Annotated in this window: 12 protein-coding genes; 2 read left to right on the top strand and 10 right to left on the bottom strand. The window is 63.3% G+C overall.

The window, feature by feature from the left end:
* On the top strand, positions 1 to 392 hold a 392-nt coding region (locus ACEQZD_RS13710; RefSeq protein ID WP_370186149.1), incomplete at its 5' end, for a phospholipase D-like domain-containing protein.
* Here ACEQZD_RS13710 and ACEQZD_RS13705 read toward each other — a convergent pair.
* The 6 genes from ACEQZD_RS13705 to ACEQZD_RS13680 form a co-directional block, all read right to left on the bottom strand.
* Entirely contained in the window at positions 389 to 1183 is a 795-nt protein-coding gene (locus ACEQZD_RS13705) for an ABC transporter ATP-binding protein (protein WP_142948150.1), read from the bottom strand. The genes ACEQZD_RS13710 and ACEQZD_RS13705 overlap by 4 nt on opposite strands.
* A gap of 29 nt (positions 1184 to 1212) precedes the next feature.
* A complete protein-coding gene (locus ACEQZD_RS13700) occupies positions 1213 to 2238 on the bottom strand; it encodes an ABC transporter substrate-binding protein (RefSeq protein ID WP_370186147.1) in 1026 nt (341 codons plus the stop codon).
* Positions 2239 to 2264: 26 nt separating this feature from the next.
* Entirely contained in the window at positions 2265 to 3143 is an 879-nt protein-coding gene (locus ACEQZD_RS13695) for an ABC transporter permease (protein ID WP_142948149.1), read from the bottom strand.
* Positions 3144 to 3175: 32 nt separating this feature from the next.
* Positions 3176 to 4192, bottom strand: coding sequence for a fatty acid desaturase (locus ACEQZD_RS13690; RefSeq protein ID WP_348321124.1), 1017 nt, complete (start codon positions 4190 to 4192; stop codon positions 3176 to 3178).
* Between the two features lie 18 nt (positions 4193 to 4210).
* Positions 4211 to 5077, bottom strand: a complete 867-nt coding sequence (locus tag ACEQZD_RS13685) for a sugar phosphate isomerase/epimerase (protein WP_214012091.1) — start codon at positions 5075 to 5077, stop codon at positions 4211 to 4213.
* Positions 5078 to 5259: 182 nt separating this feature from the next.
* A complete protein-coding gene (locus tag ACEQZD_RS13680; RefSeq protein WP_214012092.1) occupies positions 5260 to 5547 on the bottom strand; it encodes a hypothetical protein in 288 nt (95 codons plus the stop codon).
* A 177-nt stretch (positions 5548 to 5724) separates the two neighbouring features.
* On the opposite strand from ACEQZD_RS13680, the gene ACEQZD_RS13675 reads away from it, so the two are divergent.
* A complete protein-coding gene (locus tag ACEQZD_RS13675; protein ID WP_214012093.1) occupies positions 5725 to 5925 on the top strand; it encodes a CsbD family protein in 201 nt (66 codons plus the stop codon).
* Positions 5926 to 5992: 67 nt separating this feature from the next.
* On the opposite strand, the gene ACEQZD_RS13670 is transcribed toward ACEQZD_RS13675, so the two are convergent.
* The 4 genes from ACEQZD_RS13670 to ACEQZD_RS13655 form a co-directional block, all read right to left on the bottom strand.
* Positions 5993 to 7669: a bifunctional diguanylate cyclase/phosphodiesterase gene (locus tag ACEQZD_RS13670; protein ID WP_214012094.1), complete on the bottom strand. Its 1677-nt coding sequence runs from the start codon at positions 7667 to 7669 to the stop codon at positions 5993 to 5995.
* A gap of 338 nt (positions 7670 to 8007) precedes the next feature.
* Positions 8008 to 11079: an efflux RND transporter permease subunit gene (locus tag ACEQZD_RS13665; protein WP_214012095.1), complete on the bottom strand. Its 3072-nt coding sequence runs from the start codon at positions 11077 to 11079 to the stop codon at positions 8008 to 8010.
* Positions 11079 to 12164 (bottom strand): efflux RND transporter periplasmic adaptor subunit, encoded by a 1086-nt coding sequence (locus ACEQZD_RS13660; RefSeq protein ID WP_335629130.1) that lies wholly within the window; start codon positions 12162 to 12164, stop codon positions 11079 to 11081. Before ACEQZD_RS13660 ends, ACEQZD_RS13665 begins: the two co-directional genes overlap by 1 nt.
* A gap of 287 nt (positions 12165 to 12451) precedes the next feature.
* Positions 12452 to 14041, bottom strand: a complete 1590-nt coding sequence (locus ACEQZD_RS13655; protein ID WP_370186143.1) for an isocitrate lyase — start codon at positions 14039 to 14041, stop codon at positions 12452 to 12454.
* Between the last annotated feature and the right edge of the window lie 72 nt (positions 14042 to 14113).

The raw sequence follows: 14113 nt of genomic DNA, 5'->3' as shown, positions 1-14113 counted from the left end.
AGAAAAACGGCATGCCCAACCGGCAGGTGGCCTGGGAACTGCACGACGCCGGGGTCGACATCCGCTGGTGCGCCACCCACGGCGAGCAGTGCCACACCAAGATGCTGCTGCGTTACGGGGACGACGGCGCGGAACGGCCGGCGGTGCTGATCGCCGGCTCCGCCAACTTCACCCGCCGCAACCTGGACAACCTGAATCTGGAAACCAACGTCATCCTCACCGCCGCCGTCGACCATCCGGCCATGGCCACCGCCCGTGACGCTTTCCAGCGGCGCTGGCGCAACCCGGACGGCAAACTGTTCAGCGAGCCGTACCAGGCCTATGCCGACGACTCCCGACTGCGCTACGCGCTCTACCGGTTCATGGAGTTTACCGGCTGGTCCACCTTCTAAGCGGCGCGCCGTCCTTCGTCGCTCATCATGCGGCGGATGTGCAGGTCCAGTTGCCGGTACTCGGTGTGTTCGAGCATGGCTTCCCGGTCGCCGCCCAGCGACGCCTTGAAGCCAGGGCGGATGGTCTCGCGCAGCCGCCCCGGGTGGCTGGACAGGAAGAACACCACGTCGCCCAGGTAGAGCGCCTCCTCGATGTCGTGGGACACCAGCAGCACCGTGGTGCGCTCCTTGCGCACGATCTCCAGCAGCAGTGACTGCATCTGCCAGCGGGTCTCCGGGTCCAGCGCCCCGAACGGCTCGTCCATCAGCAGCAGGGCCGGGTGGTTGGCCAGGGTGCGGGCGATCGCCACCCGCTGGCGCATGCCGCCGGACAGTTCGTGCGGGTAGGCATCGGCCACGTCGCCCAGGCGCACCGCGTCGATGAAGTAGTCCACCGCCCCTTCCCGCAGGCTGCTGCTGTCGCCGGTGATGCGCAGCCCGTAGGCCACGTTCTGGCGCACCGTCAGCCAGGGAAAGGAGGTGTAGCTCTGGAACACCATGCCCCGGTCGCGGCCGGGGCCGGTGATCGCCTGGCCGTTGAGCGCCAGGGCGCCGGTGGTGGGCTCTTCCAGCCCCGCCACCATGCGCAGCAGCGTGGATTTGCCGCAGCCGGAGGGGCCCAGCAGCACCCCCACCTGGCCGGGGGCGAGCTGCAGGGAGACATCCTCCAGGGCGGTGCGCGCGTGGCGCGTGCCGGCCCGGAAGGTCTTGCCCACGCGGCTCAGGGTCAGCCCGTTGTGGTTCGGATCCATAAGGCGTTCTCTCCTTTCCAGGGACGCGTTTATTCGCTCAGCACGGCTTCCAGCGGCGCGGTGTTCACACCGGCGTCGATGGGGTGGCGCTCGTCGACCAGGCCGAACTTGAGCCACCAGTCGGTGGTGGTTTCCCAGTGCTGCGCCATCTGGCCGTTTTGCGGGCCCAGGGGCAGCTCGCCGGGGATCACGCCCATGAATTTGCCGGCCTGCTCGGCGTCGAACACCCAGATGCCGCCCTTGAGAATCTCGCCGTCCTTGCCGATCACCTTCTCCACGTCGGCCACCGGGAAGTTCAGCCCCTTGGCGATGATCTTGTTGCCCTCTTCCGGGTTCTCTTTCCAGAACGCCACCGCCTTGAAGTAGGCTTCCATGGTCTTGGCGGCCAGCTCCGGCTTGTCGAGGAAGGCGTCGCTCATGTACATGCCGTCGCCGAGCAGCGCGGTTTCGATCCAGTCGCCCTCGGCGGAGGACGCGGCCACGGTGGCACCGGGAAGGGCATCCAGCGCTTGCGAGCCGAACGGTTCCCAGAATTCAGCGGCTTTCACATTGCCGCCCACCAGCGCGCCCACGGCGTCGTCCATGATCAGGTTGGTGAACTGCACGTCCTTGATGCTGACGCCGTTCTGCTCCAGCCAGATGCCCATGAAGATCTGCGTCAGGCCGCCTTCCAGCACCGCCACCGATTCGCCCTTCAGGTCCTCGGCGCTGTCCACGCCCGGCGCCAGCACGATTTTGTCGGTGCCGTAGGAGGGGTTGGTGTAGGTGACCAGCTTCACCGGCACGTCCTTGTCGGCGGCGATCGGGCCGTATTCGGCGGTGCTGGAGGTCACGTCCAGGGCGCCGGCGGACATCAGCGAGAAGCTCTCGTAGGGGTCCTCGATGATGGTGATTTCCAGGTCCAGGTCCGGCACCAGGTTTTTCTCCTGGGCGATGAACCAGAAGCCGTAGCCGGGCCAGGAGAACAGCGACACCCGCACGGTGTCGGCGGCGTGGGCCGCCGCGGCGGAGAAGCTCAGGCCCGCCGCCAGCATCAGGGTTTTAACGATACGCATGGTAATGACTCCTCGGGGAACGAAATTCACTGGTGGCCACCGCGCAGATACGGGAACCACCAGCGGTGCAGAACTCGGAACAGGGCGTCCAGGGCCAGGCCCAGCAGCCCGATGGTGACGATGCCGGCCATGATGTCGTCGACGTGCACGAAGCGCTTGGCGCGCATCATCATGGCGCCGATGCCGTCGGTGGCGGCGACGATCTCGGCGATCACCAGGTAGGTCCAGCTCACCGCCAGCATCTGCCGGCAGGTGTCCAGATAGCCCGGCAGCGAATGGCGGAACACCACCGTCCACAGCACCGCACGGCGGCCGCCGCCCAAAGTTTTGGCGGTCTCCACGAACGCCGCCGGCACCTGCCGGGTGACATCGGCGAGCATGATGGAAAGAAAGAACACCACGCCGATCAGCAGCAGCGCGATCTTCTGGCTGTCGCCGGTGCCCAGCCACATCAGCAGCAGCGGAATGAACGCCGGCGCCGGCAGATAGCGGCAGGCGCCCAGGAACGGGTTGAGCACGCCGTCGACGCGGGCGAAGGCGCCCATCAGCAGCCCCAGCGGCAGCGCCACGGACACCGCCAGCCCGAAACTCACCAGAATCCGGCGGACACTGGCCAGCACGTCACTGAGGAAGGCTTTCTCGAAGAACAGCTCCTGCAGGGCGGCGAGCACTTGCAGCGGCCCCGGAAACAGGCGATCCGGCGCCAGCCCGGCGTTGGCGGCCAGGTACCAGCCGGCGAAAAACACCAACCAGCCGGCGCTGCCCAACAGCAACCGCTGACGCCAGTTCAGGGTCTGCCCGAAATCCAGCCAGCGGCGGCGCGGCCGCGCGGCGGCGGGCGCGGCATCGGCCACGCGGGAACCCGGTGCACCGGTGACGAGGCGGTCCTGCAGGGAAACGGTCATGGACAACTCCTCTTCGATACTCGGCAAACGGTTCAAAACGCGGTCAGGAAGCTGAGCCCGTAGACCGGCACCGCCTGGCCTTCGCGCATCGCCTGGTGCGCCGGCACCTGGCCATAGGTTTCGGCATGAATGCCGGCCAGACGGTGGCGGTGATAGCTGCGCAGCTGGTCGCTGAACGCCAGGGTGCGCTGGTACTCATCGCCGTACAGTTCCCGGTGCAGGGCCGGCAGCTTGTACCAGGGCAAGGTGGGCTTCACGTGGTGCGCGTTGTGGTAGCAGAAGTTGAGCACCAGCAGGTTGAGCACCGGCCAGCGGCGCGACACCGGGTTGCTGTAGGTGTTGTCGTTTTCGTAATCGCGGTCGCCTTTATGGGGCAGCGGCGCGTCCGGATTGTTGAGAATGGCGATGATCTCGTAGTTGTGCTGAAAGGCGTCGAAGAAACGCAGCACGGTGAGCATCAGGGTGTAGGCCAGCGCATACAGCAGCACCGCCTTCAGGCTCCACAGCGCCAGCAACGCCAGCGCGCCGAAACGCACCGCCAGCACCAGCGCCGCCCGGGGCCGCTGGGACTTATCCGCGTAACCGATGAACGGCGCCACCATCAGAACCGCGTGCATCATGTAATCCACCGCCGGCACATAGGCCCATTCCAGCGCGAACACCAGCTTCTCGGTGCGCGGGTGCGCCTTGAGCCAGGCCCGGTAGTCGAACGCGATGGTATCGGCGTTATCCACGTGATGGCGCATGTGCTTGTAACGCAGATCCTCGTAAGTGCCATAGCAACCACCGGTGAGCCAGTTGAGCACCCGTCCCAGACGGGTGTTGTGTTCCACCTTCTTGAACAGCGCGTTGTGGGCGCAGTCGTGCACCAGGTAGGCGGCGATCACCATGGCGTGGCCACAGGCCAGCACGCCCAGAGCGGGCAGCAACCAGCCCGGCTGGGCCATCAGCAGCCAGCCGCCCGGGTATCCAAGCAGGATGTAGGCCAGCACCAGCAGGTTGGGTACCAGCGCGTCCGGATGACGCAGGGATTGCTGTATCGATTTCATCACCGTTCTCTCCTCTGCTCAGGCCACCTGGTCGCGACCGGCGGCAGCGGCGCGCCAGCGATGGAAATGGCGTTGTTGGCAATCGCCGATCCAGCGGTTGAGATCCCACAGATCGGCCACCGGGGCGTTGGTGAACGGCAAGGTGTGCAGGTAGCCGTCCGGGCCGAATTCCGGTGTCAGGGTGGTTTGCGGCAGGCCACGGCGGCGCTGGGCCTGCCAGACCGCTTCCCAGCAGCGCTGGTGGGACGCCAGCGCGGTGGCGTATTCCGGCGCGCCGGGGTGCGGCACCTGGGGGCCCTGGTCGTAGCCGACCCGGGCATGGACGTGCAGGGTCTGCTCGGCGACCCGCTCGATGCAGTCCCATTCGCTGTCGGGCAGGCGTTCGCAGACCACCGCCCAGTGGCTGAAGTCGCAGGTCACGGGCAGTGTCGGCACCCGGTCGAGCACCGCCACCGTGGTCCAGGGGTTGAAGAAGCTGCGCCCGCGATGGGTTTCAAAGCTGGCGGTGACGCCCACCCGCTCGGCGATCTCGTGGGCCTCGGCGAAGAAGCGCACGCTGTCCTCCAGGGGCCAGGCGTCGCAGCCGCCCATCACATTGGCGAACTCGGCGCCCAGGGCGCGGCCGTCCCGCAGCTGGGTTTCCAAGTCTTCCAGGTGCTCGGCGACGCTGGCATCGCGGCGCGGCACATAGCTGCCGGCGGTGCAGATTTCCTGAATCCAGCGCAGGCCGTGCCCGTGCAGGGCTCCGGCCAGGTCGTCGCGGGCCGCGCCGGCTTGCGGCAGCGGCGCTTCCAGGCCGTCGAAGCCGGCGGCCACGGCCAGGGCGGCGGCCTGCTCAGGGGTGCCCGGGTGGCCCCACAGGGTTTTGAATCGCAATAACTGCATGGTGCTCCTCGTGGTTCCGGTGAGTCGTTAAAACCTTGGTTAACCACTCAGGAGCAACAGCTATGCCAACCCGTCAAACCCCCATAAATACATGCAATTCTGCATACTTAAAGACAGAAACGCCCGAAATCGCGCCGGCGGCGCGCCCCATTTCGGGGAGGGCGCACCAAAAAGAAGCGCGCTCAGGCGGCGCGGCGGCGCCTCATCCAAACACGGCCGGCCACGGCACCGTTGATCAGCCAGGCCAGCGCCACCAGGGTGCCCGCTACAGGCCAGCGCCGGGCCTCTTCGAGCAACGGCGCGTCCGGCACGGTGAGCAGGAACAACAGGGTCTCCAGGGCCGCCAGCAACAGCGGCGCCACCAGATCAGCGGGCCAGTGCAGCTGGATGCCGCCGGCGTTGAGCAGCGCGCGACCGCCGCTCAACGCCAGCCAGATAACAATAATACCGCCCGCCAGAACTGCCGCCACGGAGACTCCTTGAAGGTTGATTCGTTGGAACCTGAATGATGGGGCGGCGGGCGGCGGGCTGCAAGCGGCGGGCGCCCCGCACCGGCCGCTTCTTAAAAGAATGCTAAAGATTCGCCGCTGCCCCGGTTTCCTGAGGCATACTCCAGGCTCATGGATCGTAACCGCATGGAGGTAGTAATGAACAGCGATCAGTTGAAAGGCAATTGGAAGCAACTCATGGGCAATGCCAAGCAGCAGTGGGGCAAGCTCACCGATGACGACCTGAAGCAGGTCGAAGGCCGCAAGGATAAGCTGGTCGGCAAGATTCAGGAGCGCTACGGCTCCACCCGCGAGGAAGCGGAGAAGCAAGCCGATGACTGGCTTGGCAAGCAGGGCTGATCTCTCAGCCTGATCAGTCTGAGTATCAAGCGGGCCGGCGTAACAGCCGGCCCGTTTTCGTCAGTCACTATAAAAGCGCGTACAACTCCTGCCACGGCATGGGCTTGCCGAACAAGTAGCCCTGCCCTTCCCGGCACCCCAGCTCCCGCAGCACCTCCGCCTGCTGGCCGGTCTCGATGCCTTCGGCGGTGATCGCGAAGCCGAACGTTTCCGCCAGTTGAATCATCGCCTGCACCACGGCGTGGTCCTCGCCGGACTCATGAATGGCGTCGACGAAGCTTTTGTCCACCTTGAGCCGGGTGATCGGGAATTCCTTGAGCATGCTGAGGGAGGCGTAGCCGGTGCCGAAATCATCGAAGGCCAGCTGGCAGCCCAGGGCCCGCAGGTCGTTGAGGGTGTTCTTGAGGCGGTTGTCGCTGTTGATGATCACCCGTTCGGTGATCTCGATCTCCAGCCATTCGCCGGGCAGACCGGCCTCCCGCAGGGTGTCGGCCACCATGCGCGCCAGTCCGCCCAATTTGAACTGGGCGGAGAACAGGTTCACCGCCATGCACAGCGGGCGACCCTGACGGTACAGCAGCGCGCCCTTGGCACAGGCCTGGCGGATCACCCAGTCGCCGAGAATCCGCGCCATCGGGCTGCCCTTGAGCAGCGGCAGGAATTCCCCGGGCGCCAGCAGGCCGCGGCGCGGATGGTGCCAGCGCAGCAGGGCCTCGGCGCCGACGATCTTGCCGTCGCTGAGCCGTACCTGGGGCTGGTAATACAGCTCGAACTGCTCACCGAGCACGGCGGTGCGCAGGTCCGCGCTCATGTCCTGGCGGGCCCGCAGCGCCTTGCGCAGCGCCGGCTGGTAGACCCGGCTGGCGCCGTAACCGGCGGCCTTGGCGTCGGCCAGCGCCAGGTGAGCATCACTGAGCAGGGTCCGGGCGCAGCCCTCCGGCGCCGCGAGCGCAATACCCACATGCCCGCTGATCGCCACCGGGCGATCCTTGATCATGAAGGTTTCCAGCAAGGCGCCGTGGACCGCCTCCGCCAGCTGGATCAGCGGCCGGGCCAGATCCCGGTCGGGCAGCATCACGGCGAATTCCTCGCCGGTGGTGCGTGACAGCAGGGCGCCCTCCGGCAGCAGACGGGTGAGGCGCGCGGCGGTCAGCTGCAGCAGCCGGTCGCCGGCCTCCTGGCCCAGGGTATCGCTGACTTCCTGGAAGCCGTTCAGCTCCAGCAGCAGGCAGCCCGCGGGCCGCCCCTGATCGAGCACGGTCTGGGTCTGTTCGGTGAGCAGTTTCCGGTTGGCGAGGCCGGTGAGTTCGTCGTAGTGCGCCTCGTAGAACAGCTTGACCTGTTCCTCCTGCTGGTCGGACACGTCGCGGAACACACCCAGCATGCGGGCCGGCCGGTTGTCCTCGTCGAACACCAGCTGCGCCGAACAGCGCACCAGGGCGAGCCGCCCCAGATCCCGGCGGTGGGCCCGGAAGGTGACTTCGAAATGGCCGCTGACCGCCGCCGCCAGGGCGCCGAGCAGCACCTGGCGCACGCCGTCACGGTCGTCCGGATGAACGAAACCCCAGAACAGCCGGGCGCTGGCGGGGCCACCTTCCGGGATGCCCACCATACGGCTGATGTTTGGTGACGCCCAGAAAGTGTTCTCGCGCAGGTCGTGGTCCCAGATACCCAGGTCGTCGGAATCCAGCGCCGCCTGCAGCCGTTCCTCCACCACGGAGGCGGGAACGTTGGTCTGCGTCACTATGTTCTTGTTCGCGGTCGCGGCGTTCCCGCGCGAATCCTTCATGCGATCCCCAGACAGCCTTTAGTCTCGTATTCCGGCGGGCATTTCCCTTGACGCCCCTCCCCCATGCTGTCCCTGCATTCCCCGTTGTGCGCACTGGGTTGTATACCATCAGAATGAGACAAGTGGGGCAAGGGGACAGATATAAGAAACCGGCCCGCTCCGGCACTAAACATTCACCAGTTCGCGGGATGAACCGCCTTACGCCCATCTATCGACAACCGGAAGATTTTCTTGAGGCACCGACAACGAAAGGCGGCCCCCAAAGGCTGCCTTTCGTTAACAAAGGACGCGGTTCAGTCGCGCCGCGGGCTTATGCGATAAGCCAGGGTATACAAAACCGGCACCACGATGAGGGTCAGTACCGTGGCAAACCCCAGACCGAACATGATTACCGCCGCCATGGATTTAAAAAAGGCGTCAAATAATAAAGGCACCATACCCAAAACCGTGGTCACAGCGGTCATGCAGACCGGACGCACCCTGGTTACGGAGGCATGGATCACAGCGTCCAGGGCATCCACGCCGGTTTGGAGCTCAAGTTTGATCTGCTCCACCAGCACGATTCCGTTTTTCACCAACATGCCGGAAAGGCTTAGGAAACCCAGCAGCGCCATGAAACTGAAAGGCGCGTTGAATACCAGTAACCCAATGGTCACGCCAATGATCGCCAGCGGCACCGTGGCCCAGATAACCAACGGTTGACGCAGACTGTCGAACAGCAGAATGGTGATGATGAACATGAACAGATAGCCCAGGGGAACGCTGGCAAAGACCGCCTTTTGAGCGTCCCGGGTGAGTTCATACTCTCCACCCCAGGTGAGTTCGTAGCCAGGCGGCAAGGGCAGCGCTTCTATTTCGGGACGCACGCGTCGCAATACCTGATCCCCGGTTTCATCACCGAGTACGTCCGGTTCAGCCTGCACGGTGAGGGTACGTTTACGGTCACGACGCAGGATCAAACCATTCTCCAGCTCGGTTGCAAAGCCGGAGACAATCTGCCGAATAGCTAGGTAATCCTCATGCACCGGTGACCAGATACGCACCTGGTCCAGATTATCCGCGCCCAGGCGCTCCTGATCCGGGGGGCGCGCAACAATCGGCAGCAGGTCGGCGCCGTCACGGAACAGACCCACTTCCAGGCCGGAGAAGTTCATATTCAGGGCGTCTTCAAGATCCTCCCGGGTAACCCCCGCGCGCCTGGCCTGGGCCTGCTCGAATTGTGGACGGATCACTTTTTCTTGTTGACGCCAGTCGTGGCGAATGTTTTCCAGGCCCGGGTCGGTCGCCATGATCGCTTTCACTTGCACGGCCAGGGAACGCAATACCGCCGGGTCGGGTCCGGAGAGCCGTGCCTCGATGGTGGCGTTGGCGGAGGGACCGATCATCAAGCGCTTGAGCTTGGCAAAGGCGGAGGGTTGGTGGCGGTCAATCCAATTCCGGGTTTGCGCGATCACTCCGTCGATATTCTCCCGCTGGTCCACTCTAACGATCAGTTGAGAGTAGGACGGATAGGTCTTCTCCGGGACGTACGGCAGCATGAATCGTTGCGCGCCCCGGCCGATGGTGCTGGTTACCTGGGTGACGTGCTCCGTGTCCCGCAAGGCACGATCCAGCTCCTCTACGCGTTCGATAGTGGCGCGGATATCACTACCCTGGGGCAACCAGTAGTCAACCAGAAAGATAGGCGTATTGGACGGTGGGAAAAACGATTGCTTAACCAGACCGAAACCACCCACAGCCGACACCAACAACAGCGCCATGGCTACCAGTGTCACCACCCGGTGCCGAATAGCCATGCCCAGCAGCCGCCGGTAAATCCGGAAGACACGGCCTTTGTAGGGATCTTCGCCGTGATCGTTGTCGCCTTCATCAAGCGTCTGCCGGTCGCGGGAAAATATCAGATCGGCGAAAAAGGGGGTCAGCGTGATGGCCACCACCCAGCTCAGCATCAAGGAAATCAGGAGTACCCAGAAGAGACTGTTGGTGAACTCCCCCGAGGCGTCGCTGGACAGGCCGATCGGCGCGAACGCGGTGATCGCTATCACCGTGGCACCGAGTAACGGCCAAGCGGTCTGCCGCACGATCTCCGAGGCGGCGGCCACCTTGGACAACCCGCGTTTTATGCCTACCAGTATGCCTTCGGTGATCACGATGGCGTTGTCCACCAGCATCCCCAGGGCGATGATCAGGGCGCCCAGGGAAATACGCTGCAGTTCAATGCCCAGCACCGCCATGACAATAAAGGTTCCGAGAATAGTAAGCAGCAGAATGCCGCCCATCAACACACCGGAGCGGAACCCCATGAATAGCAACAACACGCCGATCACGATCATCACGGCCTGGGCCAGGTTCCAGAGGAAGGCGTTCACCGAACGCTCCACTTCTCCGGGCTGGTCGTAGACCGTCGTCAGCTCCATGCCGGCGGGCTGGCGGTAGTCCATCTCTTGTAGCCGCTGGCGCACACGCTCGCCTACGTCCACCACATTGACCCCCGGGGAGAAGGAAATACCCAAGGTCAGCGCCGGTGCCCCCTGATGGCGATACAGATGCCGCGGCACCTCACGATGATCCCGCTTAATGCTGGCCACATCCCCGAGATACACCAGCTGTCCGGCGCCCGGGTCCGAGATCAACAAATCTCGCATCGCGTCCACGGAATTGAATTCACCGGTGGGCGCGATACGCAAGTATTCATCTCCCACCCGCACCCGCCCGGCCGGGTTCACGGCGTTCTGGGTACCAAGCAAAGAAAAAATCCGGTCCTGGCTAATGCCGAGATTGGCGAGACGTTCCCGGGACAGCTCCACGAAAACCTGTTCCTGGCGCTGGCCACCAACCTGAACCTTGCCCACACCCTCGACCAGCACCAGCTCACGAACCAGTACATCGGCATAATCCTCCAGGTCCTGATAGCCGTAGCCCTCCCCTGTAAGGGCCAACAGGATCCCATAAACGTCGCCAAAGTCGTCTATTACCTCAATATCGTTGGCGCCTGGAGGTAACCGGGGTTGCAGATCGCGGGTTTTGCGGCGCAACTCGTCCCAGATTTGTTTCAGATCATCTTCACGGTAGATGGGTTTCATCTCGACGGTGATCTGAGACAAACCGGCGCTGGATATGGACGTTACGTAGTCCACGTAGGAAAGACTTTGAATCGCTTTCTCCACCGGCAGGGTCACTTCTTCTTCCACTTCAAGGGCGGAAGCACCGGGATACTCGGTGATCACCATGGCGGTCTTCAGCGTGAACTCGGGATCTTCCAATTGACCCAACCGCAGAAACCCAACCAGCCCGCCAATCAGCAGCACCAAAGTGAATAACCAGCTGATCACCCGATGCCGAACAGCATACTCGGCAATACTCATTACAACCCCCGTTCGCCGGTCAGTTCCCGCACCGCCTGGCCGTTTTTCAGACGGTGCACACCGGCCACCACGATACGATCGCCCGGCGACAGACCGTCCAGAATAGCCACGCCGTCGCCGGAGACCTCGCCCAGCTTCACCGCTTGGGCCTGGACCTTGTTGCTGCGCGGATCAAAGCGCCAAACCCGGGCGCCGCTTTCTTCATCACTATTGAACACCGCCGCCATTGGTACGGTGAGGGGGACCTTATCGGCATGCCGCAACGCGGCCTCGTCGACATACACCGTCGCACTCATTCCTGGCAACAGCTCCACCTTATCGGGCATCGGCAATGTCAACACGATGGTGTAGGCCTGAGTGGCACCGGGGCGGGACTCGTGCTCACGATAAACGGCGGAAAATCGCTGCTCGGAAAGCCCGGAAAACACCACGTCCGGACGAAATGATCGGTCCAGAGGCAAAACACGACGAATAAAGTTCTCGGATACGGAGAAATGCACGTCCAAGGTGTCCGTGCTCTGTAGATAGAGCACGGGGTCCCGGGCTTGAACGAACTGGTGATTCTCCTGCTCCGTGCCGGCCACCACGCCGTCGTAGGGCGCGGTAAGACGGGCGTAGGAAAGAGTGTCCCTTGCCTGGCTTAACGCCGCCTGGGCCTGCTGGTGACGCGCGGTGAGTTCGTCCAGCTCGGAATCAGCGATCATGCCCCGTTCGGAAAGCGTTTGGCCACGCCGATACTGGTTTTCGGCAAGCTTTGCGTCGGCCCTGCGCTGATCCAATTCGTTACGGAAATCCCGGGCATCCAATTCAGCAAGCAGCTCACCCTGCTCCACTCTTTGCCCTTCCCGGACCGGCAATGACACTAATTGCCCCGACACACGGAAGGCCATTTCAGTTTGCTCCGTTGCCACAACGCGCCCCGGGTACCGTCGAACACGCTCACCGGTGTCCCCCACCATCGTCAATTTCACGGGAACCGGCCGTGGTTGCGCAGGAGTCTTCGGCTCACCGCATCCGGCCAGGCCCGCAACCGCCACGCCGACAACTAACAATGCCCGTACGGGCATGCCCTTGAAATACATCATCACCACCTCTAAACAGTACTGGCCAGTATAATAATGCCAGAAAAAGCGGCGAGGGTCAGAATCGAGTAGATGTGCGACAAAGGAGCGGGCTCGGCCCGCCAGAGCAAACCACGTAGTGTCGACCGGAGCCGTTGTACACCCTCCCGCGCAGGCGACGCCTCGTCTGCGAATTCTATTCGCCGGGCCGGAACAGCGCCGGTTTATGGCGCTTCGCGTCATGCCTGGCGCACATCGCAAAAAAAACGGCGCCCGAAGGCGCCGTTTTTATTACACCGGAGAACCACTTATCAGAACTGGTTCATGGTGTTGTCTTTACCGCCAGCTTTCAGAGCGGCTTCACCGGAGAAGTACTCTTTGTGGTCATCACCGATGTTGGAGCCGGCCATGTCCTGGTGCTTCACGGTGGCGATGCCACGGCGGATTTCCTCACGCTGAACGCCTTTGGCGTAGGCCAGCATGCCCTGGTCACCGAAGTAGCCTTCCACCAGCTGATCGGTGGACAGCGCCGCGGTGTGGTAGGTCGGCAGCGTGATCAGATGGTGGAACACACCGGCTTCACGGGACGCCTTGGCCTGGAACTCCTTGGCCCACTCGTCGGCCACGTCGGCCAGCTCGGTGGTGTCGTACTTCTCGTTCATCAGGTCGGCGCGATCGTACTCGCCCAGATCCTTGCCTTCTTCCTTCCAGGCATCGAACACCTGCTGACGGAAGTTCAGGGTCCAGTTGAACGACGGGCTGTTGTTGTAAACCAGCTTGGCGTTCGGCTCCTGCTCGCGGATACGGTCGACCATGTGCTTGATGTGAGCCACGTTCGGGGTCGGGGTCTCGATCCACAGCAGATCGGCGCCGTTGCGCAGGCTGGTGACACAGTCCAGTACCACGCGGTCGATGTTGGTGTCGCGGCGGAACTGGAACAGACCGGAGGCCAGACGGGTGGGCTTGAGCAGCTTGCCGTCGGACTTGATCACGATGTCGCCGTTGTTGATCTGGTCGGCGGAATCGATGTATTCGCCTTCCAGGAAGCTGTTGTACTGGTCGCCCAGGTCGCCCGGCTCGTTGGTCACGGCGATCTTCTGGGTCAGGCCGGCGCCTTCGGAGTCGGTACGGGCAACGATCACGCCGTCGTCCACGCCCAGCTCCAGGAACGCGTAGCGAACCGCGTTGATCTTGGCGATGAAGTCGGCGTGGGGAACGGTCACTTTACCGTCCTGGTGGCCACACTGCTTCTCGTCGGACACCTGGTTCTCGATCTGGATGCAGCACGCGCCCGCTTCGATCAGCTTCTTGGCCAGCAGGTAGGTGGCTTCCGGGTTACCGAAACCGGCGTCGATGTCGGCGATGATCGGCACAACGTGGGTCTGGAAGTTGTCGATCTTGTCGACGATCTCGGCCTGCTTGGCCTGGTCACCGGCGGCCTTGGCTTCGTCCAGGTCACGGAACAGGTGGTTCAGTTCCCAGGCGTCCGCCTGCTTCAGGAAGGTGTAGAGCTCGCGGATCAGGTCGGCGACCGCGGTTTTCTCGTGCATGGACTGGTCGGGCAGCGGACCGAACTCGGAACGCAGCGCGGCGACCATCCAGCCGGACAGGTACAGGTAGCGGCCTTTGGTATCCCCGAAGTGCTTCTTGATGGAAATCATCTTCTGCTGACCAATGAAGCCGTGCCAGCAACCCAGAGACTGGGTGTACTTGCTGTTATCGGCGTCGTAGGCCGCCATGTCCTCGCGCATGATCTTCGCGTTGTACTTGGCGATGTCCAGATGCGTTTTGAAACGGTTCTGCAGACGCATGCGAACAGCAGCTTCCGGGTCGATGTCGTGCCAGGTTTTGTTGGCACCAACCACGGAATTCAATGCTTCGATGTCTTTGGAGTATGACATGGTCAATCCTTTCGATATGGAAATGGATACCGAAGCCGGCTCACCAGCTACCGATGGCGCGCATTCTAGGAG

Source organism: Alloalcanivorax sp. (assembly GCF_964221125.1).
GTDB classification, from domain to species: Bacteria; Pseudomonadota; Gammaproteobacteria; order Pseudomonadales; family Alcanivoracaceae; genus Alloalcanivorax; species Alloalcanivorax venustensis.
Note: the sequence above shows the minus strand (reverse complement) of the source record. Positions and strands in the feature narration are given on the sequence as shown.

Coding starts and splice junctions, on each gene's coding strand:
- ACEQZD_RS13705 (WP_142948150.1), bottom strand. CDS start 1,183: ATGGATCCGAACCACAACGGGCTGACCCTGAGCCGCGTGGGCAAGACC.
- ACEQZD_RS13700 (WP_370186147.1), bottom strand. CDS start 2,238: ATGCGTATCGTTAAAACCCTGATGCTGGCGGCGGGCCTGAGCTTCTCC.
- ACEQZD_RS13695 (WP_142948149.1), bottom strand. CDS start 3,143: ATGACCGTTTCCCTGCAGGACCGCCTCGTCACCGGTGCACCGGGTTCC.
- ACEQZD_RS13690 (WP_348321124.1), bottom strand. CDS start 4,192: ATGAAATCGATACAGCAATCCCTGCGTCATCCGGACGCGCTGGTACCC.
- ACEQZD_RS13685 (WP_214012091.1), bottom strand. CDS start 5,077: ATGCAGTTATTGCGATTCAAAACCCTGTGGGGCCACCCGGGCACCCCT.
- ACEQZD_RS13675 (WP_214012093.1), top strand. CDS start 5,725: ATGAACAGCGATCAGTTGAAAGGCAATTGGAAGCAACTCATGGGCAAT.
- ACEQZD_RS13665 (WP_214012095.1), bottom strand. CDS start 11,079: ATGAGTATTGCCGAGTATGCTGTTCGGCATCGGGTGATCAGCTGGTTA.
- ACEQZD_RS13660 (WP_335629130.1), bottom strand. CDS start 12,164: ATGATGTATTTCAAGGGCATGCCCGTACGGGCATTGTTAGTTGTCGGC.
- ACEQZD_RS13655 (WP_370186143.1), bottom strand. CDS start 14,041: ATGTCATACTCCAAAGACATCGAAGCATTGAATTCCGTGGTTGGTGCC.